The organism is Erythrobacter sp. F6033, from assembly GCF_023016005.1.
Classification (GTDB): domain Bacteria; phylum Pseudomonadota; class Alphaproteobacteria; order Sphingomonadales; family Sphingomonadaceae; genus Erythrobacter.
In genome coordinates this window covers 1,142,657-1,157,714 of sequence record NZ_JALKAZ010000001.1, presented here as the reverse complement: position 1 = coordinate 1,157,714, position 15,058 = coordinate 1,142,657, and the positions used below count along the sequence as shown (strand labels likewise).

General features: G+C 57.8%; 14 protein-coding genes. 10 read left to right on the top strand and 4 right to left on the bottom strand.

The annotated features are described in order from the left end of the window. Positions 1–2: 2 nt before the first annotated feature. Positions 3–467 carry a hypothetical protein gene (locus MWU39_RS05430; RefSeq protein ID WP_247158970.1) on the bottom strand — a complete coding sequence of 155 codons (465 nt, stop codon included), beginning with the start codon at positions 465–467 and terminating at the stop codon, positions 3–5. An 87-nt stretch (positions 468–554) separates the two neighbouring features. On the opposite strand from MWU39_RS05430, the gene MWU39_RS05425 reads away from it, so the two are divergent. From MWU39_RS05425 to MWU39_RS05405, 5 genes are all read left to right on the top strand, one after another. Further along, positions 555–1,193: a phosphoribosylanthranilate isomerase gene (locus MWU39_RS05425; protein WP_247158969.1), complete on the top strand. Its 639-nt coding sequence runs from the start codon at positions 555–557 to the stop codon at positions 1,191–1,193. Between the two features lie 19 nt (positions 1,194–1,212). After that, on the top strand, positions 1,213–2,424 hold the full coding sequence (gene trpB, locus MWU39_RS05420) for a tryptophan synthase subunit beta (RefSeq protein WP_247158967.1): 1,212 nt from the start codon (positions 1,213–1,215) through the stop codon (positions 2,422–2,424). 308 nt (positions 2,425–2,732) lie between these two features. Continuing rightward, positions 2,733–3,518, top strand: coding sequence for a tryptophan synthase subunit alpha (gene trpA / locus MWU39_RS05415; protein ID WP_247158965.1), 786 nt, complete (start codon positions 2,733–2,735; stop codon positions 3,516–3,518). A gap of 12 nt (positions 3,519–3,530) precedes the next feature. Then, positions 3,531–4,382, top strand: a complete 852-nt coding sequence (gene accD / locus MWU39_RS05410) for an acetyl-CoA carboxylase, carboxyltransferase subunit beta (RefSeq protein WP_247158962.1) — start codon at positions 3,531–3,533, stop codon at positions 4,380–4,382. Positions 4,383–4,400: 18 nt separating this feature from the next. Then, positions 4,401–5,690, top strand: coding sequence for a folylpolyglutamate synthase/dihydrofolate synthase family protein (locus MWU39_RS05405; protein ID WP_247158960.1), 1,290 nt, complete (start codon positions 4,401–4,403; stop codon positions 5,688–5,690). On the opposite strand, the gene MWU39_RS05400 is transcribed toward MWU39_RS05405, so the two are convergent. Beyond that, entirely contained in the window at positions 5,691–7,019 is a 1,329-nt protein-coding gene (locus MWU39_RS05400) for an MFS transporter (protein WP_247158959.1), read from the bottom strand. A 6-nt stretch (positions 7,020–7,025) separates the two neighbouring features. Then, the gene (locus tag MWU39_RS05395; RefSeq protein WP_247158958.1) at positions 7,026–8,756 is read right to left on the bottom strand and encodes an MFS transporter; all 1,731 of its coding nucleotides are present in this window, start codon (positions 8,754–8,756) and stop codon (positions 7,026–7,028) included. A 68-nt stretch (positions 8,757–8,824) separates the two neighbouring features. On the opposite strand from MWU39_RS05395, the gene MWU39_RS05390 reads away from it, so the two are divergent. From MWU39_RS05390 to rsmD, 3 genes are read left to right on the top strand one after another with little or no spacing between them, the layout of a single operon-like run. Further along, positions 8,825–10,009 (top strand): aromatic ring-hydroxylating dioxygenase subunit alpha, encoded by a 1,185-nt coding sequence (locus tag MWU39_RS05390; protein ID WP_247158957.1) that lies wholly within the window; start codon positions 8,825–8,827, stop codon positions 10,007–10,009. Between the two features lie 18 nt (positions 10,010–10,027). Then, complete coding sequence (locus tag MWU39_RS05385) at positions 10,028–10,822, top strand: pseudouridine synthase (RefSeq protein WP_247158956.1); 795 nt, start codon at positions 10,028–10,030, stop codon at positions 10,820–10,822. Then, positions 10,819–11,358 (top strand): 16S rRNA (guanine(966)-N(2))-methyltransferase RsmD, encoded by a 540-nt coding sequence (rsmD, locus tag MWU39_RS05380; protein ID WP_247158955.1) that lies wholly within the window; start codon positions 10,819–10,821, stop codon positions 11,356–11,358. Before MWU39_RS05385 ends, rsmD begins: the two co-directional genes overlap by 4 nt. Positions 11,359–11,403: 45 nt before the next feature. Here the strand turns inward: rsmD and MWU39_RS05375 are convergent, their stop codons facing one another. Continuing rightward, positions 11,404–11,781, bottom strand: coding sequence for a hypothetical protein (locus MWU39_RS05375; RefSeq protein ID WP_247158953.1), 378 nt, complete (start codon positions 11,779–11,781; stop codon positions 11,404–11,406). Between the two features lie 281 nt (positions 11,782–12,062). On the opposite strand from MWU39_RS05375, the gene MWU39_RS05370 reads away from it, so the two are divergent. After that, positions 12,063–14,369, top strand: coding sequence for a UvrD-helicase domain-containing protein (locus MWU39_RS05370; protein ID WP_247158952.1), 2,307 nt, complete (start codon positions 12,063–12,065; stop codon positions 14,367–14,369). Then, on the top strand, positions 14,366–14,863 hold the full coding sequence (locus MWU39_RS05365) for a hypothetical protein (protein ID WP_247158951.1): 498 nt from the start codon (positions 14,366–14,368) through the stop codon (positions 14,861–14,863). Before MWU39_RS05370 ends, MWU39_RS05365 begins: the two co-directional genes overlap by 4 nt. Positions 14,864–15,058 lie beyond the last annotated feature (195 nt).

Sequence of the window (15,058 nt, the reverse complement as noted above, 5' to 3'; positions counted from 1 at the left end):
GTTTACTCAGCGGCGGCCTCCCCGCGTGCGTCTTCCACCGCTTTCAAATCATCGACTGTTACCGCCAGACGCGGCGAATCGACGTTCCAACCGACCAATTCCATATCTTCGCCATGGCCGAAGAATGTGTAGGTCTGCGTCCCCTCACCCTGCTCAAACTGAGTATCCATTACGATCACGGTTTGCGTCACGCCATTGTTCGTATTGACGCTGAAATTCGATCTTTCCGAGGATTCGATCTTACCAAGCCGTGAGTTGAACACGGTGACGAGATTATCAAAATCTCCTCTCGGGGTGATTTCGCGCAGTTTCTCGCCGGACATTCTCCACAAAGCATCGGTATTCCCGGCGGAATACGCTTTTTCGTACTGAGCGATTTTCGACTCGCTCTGCTCAAGGTTTTCAATCGGGTTGCAGGCCGCAAGCGCGATTGCCCCAAAAAACGCCAGCAAAATTCTCGAAATCATCGCCTATGTCCCCTCGCCATTCTTGCTTTTAAACTAACGAAGATTTCCCACTTAACGCAAGCCTTCAAGACAGTTAGAGCCGCCAGCATGAGCAAAGACACTCTTATCAAGATCTGCGGCCTCTCCACGCCCGAGGCGCTAAGCGCGGCGATTGGCGCGGGCGCGACGCATGTGGGCCTTGTCCATTTTGAACCCAGCCCGCGGCATCTCTCGCTCGAAGACGCAGCGCGACTCCGCGCTATGGTGCCGGACCATGTGAAGACAGTTCTGTTGACGGTGAACGCAGATGTGCAAACCACCGGCAAAGCATTGGAATTGGTCAAGCCCGATGTGATCCAGTTCCACGGCAACGAGACGCCCGAATGGATCAAACTTATCCGCGAAAAGACCAAAGTTGAAACGTGGAAAGCGCTCGGCGTGAAGGATGCCGAGACGCTGGCGAAATCTGCGCGGTTTGAGGGCGCGGTTGATCGCCTGTTGTTCGATGCGCCTGCAAAGGCGCTGCCCGGCGGCAATGGAGAGACATTTCGCTGGGATGTGCTCAAAGACTTCGATCACCGCATTTCTTGGGGCCTCGCGGGTGGTTTGGGACCGGACAATGTTGCCGATGCGATCCGCGAAACGGGCACCCAACTGGTCGATGCCTCATCCGGTTTGGAGGGCGCGCCGGGCGTGAAGGACGTGGACAAGATCGCCGCCTTCTGCAAAGCCGCTCTCGAAGCGTAACCCTCTCAAAGCGACTGCAATGAACTCACCCAACTCTTTCCGCACGCAGCCCGATGATCGCGGCCATTTTGGCGATTTTGGCGGGCGTTATGTCGCCGAAACGCTGATGCCGCTGATCCTCGATCTGGAGCGTGAATATCGCGCCGCGCAAAATGATCCGGCATTTGCCGCAGAATTTGACGACCTGATGAAGCATTATGTCGGTCGCCCTTCCCCGCTTTACCATGCCGAGCGGCTTACCGAGGCTCTTGGCGGCGCACAGGTCTGGTTCAAACGCGACGAGCTCAACCACACCGGCGCGCACAAGATCAACAATTGCATCGGGCAAATCCTGCTTGCGAAACGCATGGGCAAAACGCGGATTATCGCGGAGACCGGTGCAGGACAGCACGGCGTTGCGACCGCGACCGTCTGCGCGCGGTTTGGCCTTCCCTGCGTAATCTATATGGGCGCGGAGGACGTAAAGCGGCAATCGCCCAACGTGTTCCGCATGAAGCTGCTCGGCGCGGAAGTCGTGCCCGTCACCAGCGGCGGCGCGACGCTCAAAGACGCCATGAATGAAGGGCTGCGCGACTGGGTCGCGAATGTGCACGACACGTTCTATATCATCGGCACAGCCGCTGGCCCTCACCCCTATCCCGAAATGGTCCGCAATTTCCAAAGCGTGATCGGCACCGAAGCGCGTGCGCAAATGCTTGATCGCGTGGGCCGCCTGCCAGACCTGCTGATTGCGTGCATCGGCGGCGGATCGAATGCGCTGGGACTGTTCCACCCGTTCCTCGACGATGCGGACGTGAAGATGCTTGGCGTCGAAGCGGCAGGACACGGCCTTGATGGCGACGAACACGCGGCAAGCTTGCTGGGCGGAACGCCCGGTGTGCTCCACGGCAACAAGACTTATCTGCTGCAAGACGAAGATGGCCAGATCACCGAAGGCCACTCGATCAGCGCCGGCCTCGATTATCCCGGCATCGGCCCGGAGCACGCATGGCTTAAGGAAAGTGGACGCGTCGAATACACCGCTGTGACGGATGAAGAAGCACTGGACGGTTTCCAACTGCTCTGCCGCACTGAAGGCATCATCCCCGCGTTGGAACCATCCCACGCCATCGCCGCCGTCGCAAAGCGCGTCAAGCAAATGAGCGAAGATCAGATCATCCTGATGAATCTCTGCGGACGCGGCGATAAGGATATCTTCACCGTGGCTGAAAAGCTGGGAGTGGAGATTTGAGCATCGCCCCTTCCTTGGTCGTAATCCCGGACTTGATCCGAGATCAGGCTTCCTTTCGTCACCGCGCTCAAAGAAGTCAAACTCCGTATCAAGTCCAGAGCGACGAAATGTTTAAACGCGGATCCGAAATATGAGCACAAGGCTCTTCATATCCCTTATTTACACAGGATCTGTTTGCACTTGGCTGTTTCTTCGCCAATTTGATGCCGTTCGCGAAACCGAGTTTGGAATCGTGTTGAACATCGGCTTCGCCGCCGCGACCTTCGCATGGATCGGTCTGCTCATCACAAATCCAACGAGAAACACCAGTGACTAATCGCCTCCAATCTGCCTTCTCCAAACCCCACGCCGCCTTTGTCGCCTTTATCACCGCTGGTGATGGCGATACGGCTGCCAATCTTGATGCGCTGGCCGCTGGCGGCGCTGATGTGATCGAGTTGGGTATGCCCTTCACCGATCCAATGGCCGATGGCCCTGCCATTCAGGCGGCGAATTTGCGCAGCCTTGGCGCGGGAACGACCACCGCCGATGTGCTGCAAATCGCCTTTGATTTCCGCGCCCGGCATCCGGACATTCCGCTGGTCCTGATGGGCTATGCCAACCCGATGATCCGGCGCGGGCCGGAATGGTTTGCGAATGCAGCCAAGGGGTCAGGCGTCGATGGTGTGATCTGCGTCGATATTCCACCTGAAGAAGACGATGCACTTGGCCCGGCCCTGCGCGATCAGGGCATCGCCCCGATCCGGCTCGCGACACCCACCACCGATGCCGCGCGCCTGCCCGCAGTTCTCGAAGGGTCGCAAGGCTTCGTCTATTACGTCTCCGTCGCGGGCATCACCGGCAAACAGCAGGCCGCCACCGCCTCCATCGAGGAGAATGTCGCGCGCATCAAACAATCGACCGATCTACCCGTGGCGGTCGGATTCGGTGTTCGCACACCGGAGCAAGCCGCCGAAATCGCAAAAGTTGCTGACGGAGTCGTCGTCGGCTCTGCCTTCATCGATCTGGTCGAGAAATTTGGCCAAGAGGCTCCGGCCAAGCTACAAGAGCTGACAACAGCAATGGTCGCCGCCATCAAAAATGCGCGCTCCTAAGGGAAAAAAGCAATGAACTGGTTCACCCGTGTCCGCAATTCGCTGGGCTTTTCCGACGAGAAAAAGACGTCTGAAAAAGATCTCTGGATCAAATGCAAATCCTGTCAGGAAATGCTGTTTGTCCAGGAATACGAAGACAATCTGAGCGTTTGCCCGCGCTGTGAGCATCATGGCCGGATCAGCGCCGATGCGCGGCTGGCATTGCTGCTCGACGATGGCTTTGAACTGCTGCCACAGCCGCAGGTGACCGAGGATCCGCTGAAGTTCAAGGATTCCAAGAAATACACGGACCGCCTCAAAGAAGCGCGGGCAAAGAACCCTCACCACGATGCCTATTCGGTTGGCTCCGGCACAATCGATGGCCGCCCTGCCGTGGTCGGTGTGCAGGACTTCTCCTTTATGGGCGGTTCCATGGGAATGGCCGTGGGCATGGCGTTTTGCGCGGGTGCCGAGCGCGCTTTGACCCGCAAGTGCCCGTATATCGTCGTAACCGCAGCGGGCGGCGCGCGTATGCAGGAAGGCATCTTGAGCCTTATGCAGATGCCGCGCGCCACCGTGATGACGCGCCGCCTCAAGAATGCAGGCCTGCCCTATATTGTTGTGCTGACTGACCCGACGACGGGCGGTGTTACCGCGAGTTACGCCATGCTGGGCGATATTCACATTGCAGAACCCGGCGCGCTAATCGGTTTTGCAGGACAGCGTGTGATCCAGGATACCATTCGCGAGCAATTGCCCGAAGGGTTCCAGCGCGCGGAATATCTGCACAAGCACGGCATGGTCGATATGGTTGTTCACCGCCGCGAGTTGAAAGACACGCTCGGCAATGTGATCGACTATCTGCAGCCGCAAGCTGCCGCCTAACCGCGCGTAGCCTCTACCATGAGAGACATGGGATCATCGGACGATCCGCGCGTTCAGGCGCAGCTGGATCGGCTAAGCGGGCTTAGTATTCAGCGCGATGTGTTGGGCCTCGACGCAATCGAGACCCTGCTTTCGCGTTTGGGTGATCCGCACAAGCGCCTGCCGCCCGTTTTCCATGTTGCGGGCACAAACGGCAAAGGTTCGACCTGCGCCTTCCTTCGCGCGATGTTGGAGGCGCAAGGATACAGCGTCCACGTTACGACCTCTCCGCATCTCGTGCGGTACAATGAACGGTTTCGCGTCGCTGGAAAGCTGATTGAGGACGCGCGGCTGGCCGAATTGCTGGAAGAAGTGTTCGACGCCGCCGAGGGGCTCGGCTGCAGTTTCTTCGAAATCACAATCGCCGCCGCCTTCGTAGAATTCGCCCGTGTGCCAGCCGATGCCTGCGTGGTTGAAGTCGGCCTTGGTGGACGGCTGGATGCGACGAATGTGCTCGAACCGGATGTTCTGGCGGCTTGCGGGATTGCCGCGCTCGGGATCGACCATGAGAAGTTTTTGCTGGCACCTGAGGAAGGCGTGCCAGCGGAGCCGATGGCGCGGATTGCGTTTGAAAAGGCGGGGATTGCGAAGAAGAACGTGCCTTTGCTGTCTGTCAGTGAGTTGAGCCCCGAAAGAAAACAGATTCAGGTCTCATCTGCCACGGCGGGTTCGCTGTTGTTCAGGATCAATAGAGACTGGCACTATAGCGAGATCGAAAGCGGCAGTTACCGTGATGATCAAGGCACGCTAACGTTCCCTCCACTGGGCCTATTGGGCATGCACCAGATCCGCAACGCGGCGCTCGCAGTTGCTATGGTGCGGCATCAGAAAAGGGTCAGTGTTTCGCCAGAAGCGATCATTTCGGGCTTGAAAGTAGCGTGTTGGCCGGCGCGCCTACAGCGCCTCGCGAATGGTCCGCTGGTCGGCACACGCGAGGTTATTCTCGATGGCGGTCATAACGCCAATGCAGGCGCTGCCATTTCTAAAGCGGTGGACGGTCCGCTGCACCTTGTCTTGGGGATGCTCGATAACAAGGATCCCGGCTCTTTTATCGGCCCCTTTGGCGACCGCATCCGAACACTGACGGTCGTACCGGTGCCCAATCACGATGCCCATCCTGCCAGTGCATTTGGCCCCGACGCGAAGCCTGCCGCCAATCTCGAAGATGCGCTGTTGGATATTCCGTACGACGATTATCCGGTGCTGATCGCAGGCTCGCTCTACCTTGCAGGCGAAGCCTTGAAGCTCAATGATGAAATCCCTGACTGACTAGTCACTTGCAGGCGGTTGCGGCTGCTCACCCGCCGTACCAAGCGCCTGATCAACCAGCCCTGTGCGCATCATCCACCAGAACAGCACAATGCCCGGCAATGCGAGCAGCGTCGTCAGTATGTAGAAGTTCACATAGCCTGTGGCTTCGATCAGGCCGCCCGCTGTGGTGCCCGTTAGCAACCGGCCAACGATACTCGCCGCCGCGCTGATCATCGCATAATGCGCCGCTGTGAACCGCAAGTCGCAGAGCGCAGAAAAATAGGCGACCACCACAACCCCGCCATATCCGCTCGAAAAATTTTCAAACCCGATCGCCGATGCAAGGCCCAGATTGGTGTTGCCAGCAAGCGCCAGTGCAGAAAAACTGAGGTTCGAAACCGCCATTAACACAAGCGCGATCAGCACAGATCGTTTCAGTCCGAGCCGTGAATAGATGATACCGCCCACGAAAATCCCGACCATATAAGCCCAGAAGCCCACTCCGACATCGTAAAACGCAATCTCGTCATTGCTGAAGCCAAGGTCGTCAAACAACAACCGAAAGGTCAGGTTTGCGAGCGTGTCACCGATCTTGTGGACGAGGATAAAGGCCAGCACGACCCAAGCGCCGTGCCGCTGGAAAAACTCCGAAAACGGTCCTGAAATCGATTGCCACACCTCGCTCACACCCTTGCGCACGGCAATCACTTTGCGGCGTGCTGGTTCGCCCATAATCAGCGCCGTCAGCATGGCTGGCAGGGCAAACATGGCGCAGGCGATATAGGCCGCGCTCCATCCATATCGGACCGCGACAACCAATGCGATGGCACCAGCCCCGGCGGATCCCAAGCGCCAGCCATACTGGTTCATGCCGGAACCCGTTCCGAGCTGATAGGGCTTCAATATCTCGATGCGATACGCGTCGATCACGATGTCGAATGTCGCGCCCGCTGCTCCGACAAGAACGGCTGCGATGATCGTCGCCTGCAGGCTATCGCTGGGGTCGACCAGCGCGAGATTGATGACCGATGCGATCACCAGAACGCCTGCAAGAAGCATCCATGATACGCGCTGACCCAGCCGGCCGATTACGGGCAAGCGGACACCGTCAACAATCCACGCCCAGAACACTTTGAAATTGTAGACCAGAAAAGCGAGGCTGAACGCGGTTACGGTCTGTTTGTCGATGCCACCCTGCGCCAATCGCGTAGTCAGCGTCGCGCCCAGCATCGCGTAGGGAAAGCCGGAGGAAACTCCGATAAAGAAGGCCGCCAGCGTTTCTTTTTCAAGGTAGGGTTTGGCCGCCTCTACCCAGCCCCGCCGCGCTCCAGTATCTGGCGCGCTCAAGCGTTCCTACTCCGCTGGCTGCGCGGCTGGTTCGGGCGTTACGACACCAGAATTGGCCCCGGCGCGAGACTGACGGAACCACTCCGCCAAACACAGCACAACCGCAATAAAGCCGATAAAGGTCGTCAGTACGAACACGTCGAAATAGCCCTGATCCTCGATCATTTCGCCAAGCGCGCCGCGCCCGAGCGTACCCACGAGCAGCGTGAGCGAGGAGAGCAGCGCGTATTGAACCGCGCTGAAGTTCTTGTTCACGATCGAGGACAACCACGCGATATAGGCTGCACCTGCAATACCAATGGCGAGGTTCTCAAAGAAGATCGTAAAGGTCAGTTTCGCCAAAGACGGGCTGCCGATCACAGGCACCTGAGTAATCAGCCAGGTGAAGCCAACCGCGTCGCTCACCGCCTGCATATTCGCCCCGCCAACGGCGAGATCGGCATAGAGAAGGTTTGTCAGCGCGGCGAGCAATGCGCCGATTGTCAGCGTCAACATCCGCCCCATCATGGTGAGCATAAAGCCGCCGAGAGCGAGCCCGAGGATGATCGCGCCAACGCCAAAGAACTTGGATGCAAAGGCGACTTCATCCTTGGTGTAGTTCAACTCGCCGAGGTAAAATGGATAGGCAAAGCTGCCCCAGATCGCGTCGCAAATCCGGTATGTCAGAACCAGCGATAGGATCAGCACCAGCGACCAACCGATCCGGCCAACAAACTCGACCAGCGGCAAAACTAACGCGCGGTAAAGATGATCCATCACAAAACCGCTGCCGACTGGTTCGGGCGCGTCTTCGCTGAGCAGGTAATTGCCCTGCTTTTTCTGGCTCGCAAGCCAGCCTGAGATGAGCGCGGGGATTACGACCGTGGCGACGATGATCCACGGCCCCCAATTCACCGTAAACTCGGTCGGGTTGGGCCGGTCCTCGGGCGCATAGAACAGCGACATATACATGAATGTCAGAACCACGCCGATCGATACCGCCCAAAGGCCAGCAACAACCATCAAAGCCTTGGCCCGGATACCCGGTTCCAACTCACCCTTTTTGCGCAGCGCCACAAACAGTTCGTCGACAATCGCAGGCTGACCTTCGGCCAGTTTCTTGCTGTCGCTATCGGGCGCGAACAGCCCGATAAATCCGATAGCGAGCAGGATTGCCCCCATCAGCATATAGGTCTGCGGCCATCCAATCCGTGCGGCGATAATCAGTCCAAATGCACCGCCGACAAGCGCCGCCAGACGGTAACCCATCTGATAAACGGTTGAGAGCATATCAAGCGTCGCTTTTTCATCGGCAACGTCGATCCGCCAAGCGTTGATGGCGATGTCTTGAGTCGCGCTGGCCAAGGCTCCGATCCCCGCGAGCAGGCTGAACCAGCCGATTGTCTCATTGCTGGGATTGCTAAGCGCCAAAGACACAAGGATCGCGCCCAGCAGCAATTGCGAGGGCACAATCCACTGTTTGCGCTTACCCAGCATGCGCATGCCGGGAATGTTCACCTTGTCGATCAGCGGTGACCACAGGAACTGGAATGCATAGGCAAGACCGATAAGGGAAAAGACCCCCATCGTTTCCAGATCAACTTCGGCATCGCTTAACCACGCGAACAACGTGCCCAAAAACAGAGCGAAGGGCAGACCGCTGGCAAAGCCGAACAGCGCCATAAAGCCGGTCTTGCGCTGGCCCAAGGCCCGCAGGACCTCTCTCCATCCTGGCTTAGCGGTTTTGGTTTCTGACATTCGCGACCTTTCGGCGTGGCTGATTTTCTGCAACACTAGCTGCGGATGAGAGGAATAGGAACGCTGCGATGAACGCGCCCACAACGCCATCAACAGCTTTGGATGATCGCAGTGCGTCTGCGATGCGCTCCACCAAGGGCCAAATCGCCTTGGCAGAAGCTATCCGCGACGGAAATCCGCGCGTAACAACGGGGATCGGGAGTGTGCCTGCAAGCCGCTACACCGATCCTGCGCATTTTGACGCAGAGAAAGCCGCCCTGTTTGATCGTATGCCGCAAGTGCTGTGTCCATCCGCCCTGTTACCGGAGCCGGGAATGGCCGTGCCGCATGACGGCACAGGTCGCCCGCTTCTGATCACACGCGACAAAAACGGTACAGCGCATGTCTTCCTGAATGTCTGTCAGCATCGCGGCACTCGGCTGGTTGAGGGTGAAGACGTCCAATGCTCATCCAAACTGGTTTGCCCCTATCATGCGTGGACATATCAGCTTGATGGTAGCCTGCTCGGTCTGCCCCGCCCTGAAACCTTCCCCGATCTCGATAAGAGCCAATACAGCCTCAAAGAACTCCCTTCATGCGAAGCTGGCGGGTTGATCTGGTTTGCACCGGTTGAGGGCGCCAATTTTTCGGATGCCGAAACATTGGGCGAAGACTTCGCCGCGTTCGGTCTCGATCAGAGCTTCCTCTTCCGCCGCAAAACCCACACAGTGAACGGCAATTGGAAGCTCGTCATGGATGCTTTCCTAGAAAGCTATCATGTGACCCGCCTGCACGCGGATACGATTGGTCCGTTCTTTACAGACGGGGTGACCGCCGGGGACGAAATCGGACCGCATATGCGCTCTGCAGTCGGACGGTTGGAAGATATGGACGCCACAGACTTCGCCGATATGGCGGCCATGCGACGCGTGGTGACTTTTGCCTATCAATTGCTGCCCGCCACCATTGTGATTCCCAGCCCCGATTACATCAACGTCATGACGCTGATGCCGAAAGCGCACAATCTGACGCTGGTTGAGGACTTTATGCTGATCCCGGAAGCTCCCGCGACAGACAAAGCGCGCGATCACTGGGAGCGCAGCTGGGCGCTGCTCGACGGGGGCGTGTTTGCCTCCGAGGATTTCCGTGCGGCGGAACTCGGCCAGCAGGGTCTGGAAACAGGCGCGGTGAGCGAAATTACGCTCGGCACGCTGGAAGGCGGCATCGCGCGGTTTGACGCAATCGTGCAGGAATTCTTGCGAGCGCGCGGTTGAACGCCTAGGCGGCGGCCTATGCCAACGAACCCCAAGAAATCCGATGACCGTCCCGAGGGCGACCGCATTGCCAAATTGCTGGCCCGTGCAGGTGTCGCCAGCCGGCGCGAAATTGAACGCATGATCGCCGACAAGCGGATCACGCTCAATGGAAAGCCGGTTGAAACGCCAGCGACGTTCCTCACCAGCCTGCGCGGCGTCAGCGTCGACGGCAAGCCTGTGGCTGGGCCAGAGCCGACTGCGCTGTTTGCCTTCAACAAACCCACCGGCCTGATCACTGCCGAGCGGGACATGGCAGGCCGCGCAACCATTTATGACGCGCTCGCTAATGCGCTGCCCAAAGACGCCCCGCGCGTCATGCCAGTCGGAAGGCTCGATCTGAATACAGAGGGGCTGCTGCTGTTGACCAATGACGGTGGTTTGAAACGCCAGATGGAGCTCCCCTCGACCGGTATACCTCGAACTTACCGAGCCCGAGCATTCGGCGAAATATCGCAGGAAGAACTCGAGGGTCTGATCGAAGGGATCGAGATCGACGGGGTGCGTTATGGTTCGATCGACGCAAACATCGAACGTGGTAGCGGCAAAAGCTCGGGCACTCGTAACCAATGGATTGAAATGACTATCACCGAGGGCAAGAACCGCGAAGTGCGGCGCGTGCTTGAACATCTCGGGCTGAAAGTCAGCAGGCTTATCAGAACGGCCTATGGTCCCTTTATGCTCGGCGATCTGCCGCGCGGTCAGGTCACGCGAATCCGTAAAGGCGATCTCGATCGGTTTGTAAGCGCAATGAAACGGGGCAACGTGCAATGAGAGTGATTGCCGGCGAATGGCGCGGGCGCAAGCTAGCTGCGCCAAAGGGCGACGCCACTCGGCCAACGTCCGACCGAACGCGCGAAACGCTGTTTTCGATGCTGACAAGCCGCCTCGGCAGTTTTGACGAGCTGCGCATCGCTGATTTGTTCGCGGGATCGGGTGCGCTCGGCATCGAAGCCTTGTCACGCGGCGCGGCGCATTGCCTGTTCGTGGAACAAGACCGCGCGGCGGTGGATGTCATCCGCGCGAATATCACATCGCTCGATGCAAGAGCGCGCGCCACGGTCGAAACAATGTCGGTGATGCATCTGCGTCCGGCGCGCGAGCCTTATGACCTTATCCTGCTTGATCCGCCGTATCACACCGGAGCAGGCGCAGTGGCGCTTGACCGGTTGAAACGGCACGACTGGATCGGTCCTGCGACATGGATGGCAGTTGAAACCGCCTTCAATGAAGACGTCAAAGTCGATGGTCTCACAATCGAAACAGAACGCCGGATCGGCAAAGGCAAACTGACCTTGTTGAGGCAGTAACCAGGAGAGTGCTGCCTTCACCGATCCGGACGTCCGTTGGCGGCCTTAGCTAGGTCCACCTTCCTCAGCCGAGCGTTCCTCAATCATTTGCCAAGCAGAATCGCGTTCTGGTCCTGTCATCGCAGTCAAAGCGATCTTGTCTTGGTCAGACAGTTTCCAGAATAACCCTTGCTGGGCCGGAGACAGCGTCCAGTAATAGGACTTCGTTTCAACTGGCCACGCATCGTAAGCGAACTTTTGATCAGGTGCCCAGCTGTCATATTCAGCGCGCTGTTCCGCAGTCAGATCACCCGGTGCGGATGAGTCCGGCGCAACTTCATCGATAGGCGCTGTGTCTGTGTCCTGCGCAGCTGCTGGGGCGGCAAGAACCACCCCGAAAGTGGCCAGCGCAACGCCGGTAAGGTAAATGTGTGATACTCGCATGGGATACTCCTTAAGGTTGGTCCCAAGCGCTAACGAACGCGACCCGAATGCTCGGATGCCTGACGAGATGTTCCCCTCTGTTCAGGCACCCTTGATATGCACGTCCGTGGCCTCTTTACCTAGAGCGCGGCGCGACGCGCATCCTGCCCTGCGCACATCCCAGCGAGACGCGTGGCCAAAACGGGTCAGAGTGAAATTGACGGCAAATCGGGAGCGGGCATAGGCAAAATTGCGCCCCTTGCCGCCGCCTCAATCGTTCTCTACCTGTTCACGTCTGTTTTATGTCTGACATTGCCCCCTCCCCGCCGCGCGATAATGCCCCTGTCCCTGCCTATGCGCAGATGCTGAACCCGCCTCAGCGCGATGCTGTGCTTACGACGGAGGGGCCGGTTCTGATGCTGGCGGGTGCTGGCACTGGTAAGACAGCGGCGCTGACCGCCCGCCTTGCGCATCTGGTCGCCACGCGACGCGCATGGCCCAGCCAGATCCTGTGCGTGACCTTCACCAATAAAGCGGCGCGTGAAATGCGCGAAAGGGTTGCAGGCCATCTGGGTGTCGATTCGGAAGGCATTCCTTGGCTTGGCACGTTTCATTCGATCTGTGCAAAGATGCTGCGCCGCCACTCTGAGCTGGTAGGGCTGCAAAGCAACTACACCATTATCGACACCGATGATCAGCTGCGCCTGCTCAAACAGTTGATTGTCGAGGCAGGTGAAGACGAAAAACGCTGGCCACCGCGCCAGCTCGCCGGATTGATCGATCGCTGGAAAAACCGTGGGTTGAACCCCAGTGATCTTGATGCAGGTGAGAACGAAGCTTTCGCCAATGGCCGGGGCCGCGAATTTTACCAACTTTATCAAGACCGCCTGAAAGCTCTGAACGCCTGCGACTTTGGCGATCTGATGCTGCATATGCTCAACATCTTCCGGGGGCACACAGATGTGCTGGAAGATTATCAGCGCCGCTACAAATACATCTTGGTCGACGAATATCAGGATACAAACGCGGTCCAATATCTCTGGCTGCGGCTGCTCGCCCAGAACCACAAGAACATCTGCGTGGTCGGTGATGATGATCAGTCGATCTATTCGTGGCGCGGCGCGGAAGTCGCCAATATCCTGCGGTTTGAAAAGGATTTCCCCGGCGCGCATGTCGTGCGGCTGGAACAGAATTATCGCTCAACCCCGCAAATTCTGGGCGCAGCATCGGGCCTGATCCGCGCCAATTCAGAGCGGCACGAAAAGACGCTTTGGACAGAGGCAAATGGCGGCGACAAGGTCAAAGTCATCGGTGTGTGGGACGGCCCCGAAGAGGCACGACGTGTTGGCGAAGATATCGAACGGTTGGAAGCAGAAGGCGCAAGCCTTGATAGCGTCGCCATTCTGGTACGGGCGCAATATCAAACCCGCGAATTTGAAGACCGCTTTATCCAGATTGGCGTGAATTACCGGATCATCGGAGGTTTCCGCTTCTATGAACGCGCTGAAATCCGCGACGCACTCGCCTATCTGCGTGTGATCGCGCAGCCGCAAGACGATCTCGCGTTCGAACGTATCTATAATCAGCCCAAGCGCGGACTTGGTGCGAAGACGCTTGAGAAGATGCATCAGCACGCGCGGCGCACCAATATGCCGCTGGCCGCAGCTTCGCTGGAACTGGCCGACAGTGACGAGCTGCCGAAGCGGGCTGCGAACACAATCGGCGGGTTGATGCGGCAATTCCTCGCATGGCGTGAAGCAGCCGAGACGATGACACCGTCTGACTTGCTGCGGCTGGTGCTGGATGAAACCGGTTACAACGACATGCTGGCGAATGATCGTACGCCTCAGAGCGCACAGCGTGCGGAAAACCTCTCCGAGCTTGCCCGCGCGATGGAGGAATACGAAACGCTCGGTGACTTCCTCGAGCATGTCAGTCTGGTCATGGACAATGATCGCGGCGCGGATGAGGAAACCGTCACGATCATGACGATCCACGCGGCCAAGGGTCTGGAATTCGACAATGTGTTCTGCGTCGGCTGGGAAGAAGGCGTTTTCCCGTCTCAGCGAGCCATCGACGAAGGCGGGCTCGCTAGTCTCGAAGAGGAACGCCGCCTTGCCTATGTCGCGATAACGCGGGCCAAGCGGCGCTGCACGATCCTGCACACGGCGAACCGGCGCATTTATGGCCAGTGGACCAGTTCGATCCCCTCGCGCTTTATCGAAGAACTGCCGGAAGAGTTCATCGATCAGGAAACAACGATGACGGGCGGCAAAAGCCTTTGGCAAGCAAACTGGAGCGAAAGCGATGATCCTTTCGCCCATGTCGCACGTGACCGGCCCGAGCGCGCGCAAACGCGCGGCCCCGGTTGGCAGCGGGCAATCTCAAGCGGATACGAAACCAAGCAAGCCAATGTGCGCGAACCGGGACGCTCCGCCGCGAGCTTTGCTGCCAAACCGCGCAGCGACATCGCGATTGGCGCGATGGTGCACCACGACAAATTCGGCACCGGCTGCGTCACCGATCAGGAAGGCAACAAGCTGGAGATCGAGTTTGAAGATCACGGCACAAAACGCGTGATCGACAGCTTTGTGAAGGTTGTAAGTTGAACGAAAAAACTCCTCACTGGAGCGAGGTAGATCATGAAGCTCTCGAGGATACGCACCGTTTAGCGATAGCTGACTGCGTAATGAGTTGGGCCAAATGTGAGAGCAACTTGCGAGCGCTACTAACCGCTTTGGAAGGCCGAAGCTTAGTTCAGGGCGCGAAAGATTATGATCGATTAAACCCAAATGACGTTTGGAAGAAAATCAAGAAACTAATGCGGAGAGATGGCGCATCCGATCACGTCTTAGAAGCCATTCAAAAACACCGCGATTTATGCCGAAGCCACTATGAAACCCGGCGCGTCATCGTGCATGCTGGTTGTGTCGGGCTTTGGAAACGCGACCGTTCTTTCTTGGCTTTCTCTGCCTTCGAGCAGTTTGATAGCAATCAAATGACTTTGTACTGGGTGCCTCTCTCTGATCTGAAAAATTCAGCAGACTATGCTCAATCGGCGCAAAAGCTTGCTCTGAATTTGCTGCAAAAACTGGGGCACTAGCCACCTAGGCCACGCAGTTTAAGTGTCGTCCCAAAACGCGGTTTCCTACACGCAATTCGCGCTCTAAGCCACTGATTGTTCTTTGAAATTGTCAGTGTCAGCGGTCTATTTGATCGCACAGAACCACGCAGCGCCTGTTGGACACTTGTCATGTGTGTCCAACACGCCGAAATCACATAGATTTCATAGATATAG

What these genes read in the sequence shown, in the direction of transcription:
- trpB (WP_247158967.1), top strand. Translation starts at nt 1,213, where the DNA reads ATGAACTCACCCAACTCTTTCCGCACGCAGCCCGATGATCGCGGCCAT.
- MWU39_RS05385 (WP_247158956.1), top strand. Translation starts at nt 10,028, where the DNA reads ATGCCAACGAACCCCAAGAAATCCGATGACCGTCCCGAGGGCGACCGC.
- rsmD (WP_247158955.1), top strand. Translation starts at nt 10,819, where the DNA reads ATGAGAGTGATTGCCGGCGAATGGCGCGGGCGCAAGCTAGCTGCGCCA.
- MWU39_RS05370 (WP_247158952.1), top strand. Translation starts at nt 12,063, where the DNA reads ATGTCTGACATTGCCCCCTCCCCGCCGCGCGATAATGCCCCTGTCCCT.
- MWU39_RS05390 (WP_247158957.1), top strand. Translation starts at nt 8,825, where the DNA reads ATGAACGCGCCCACAACGCCATCAACAGCTTTGGATGATCGCAGTGCG.
- MWU39_RS05395 (WP_247158958.1), bottom strand. Translation starts at nt 8,756, where the DNA reads ATGTCAGAAACCAAAACCGCTAAGCCAGGATGGAGAGAGGTCCTGCGG.
- MWU39_RS05430 (WP_247158970.1), bottom strand. Translation starts at nt 467, where the DNA reads ATGATTTCGAGAATTTTGCTGGCGTTTTTTGGGGCAATCGCGCTTGCG.
- accD (WP_247158962.1), top strand. Translation starts at nt 3,531, where the DNA reads ATGAACTGGTTCACCCGTGTCCGCAATTCGCTGGGCTTTTCCGACGAG.
- MWU39_RS05405 (WP_247158960.1), top strand. Translation starts at nt 4,401, where the DNA reads ATGAGAGACATGGGATCATCGGACGATCCGCGCGTTCAGGCGCAGCTG.
- MWU39_RS05375 (WP_247158953.1), bottom strand. Translation starts at nt 11,781, where the DNA reads ATGCGAGTATCACACATTTACCTTACCGGCGTTGCGCTGGCCACTTTC.
- MWU39_RS05425 (WP_247158969.1), top strand. Translation starts at nt 555, where the DNA reads ATGAGCAAAGACACTCTTATCAAGATCTGCGGCCTCTCCACGCCCGAG.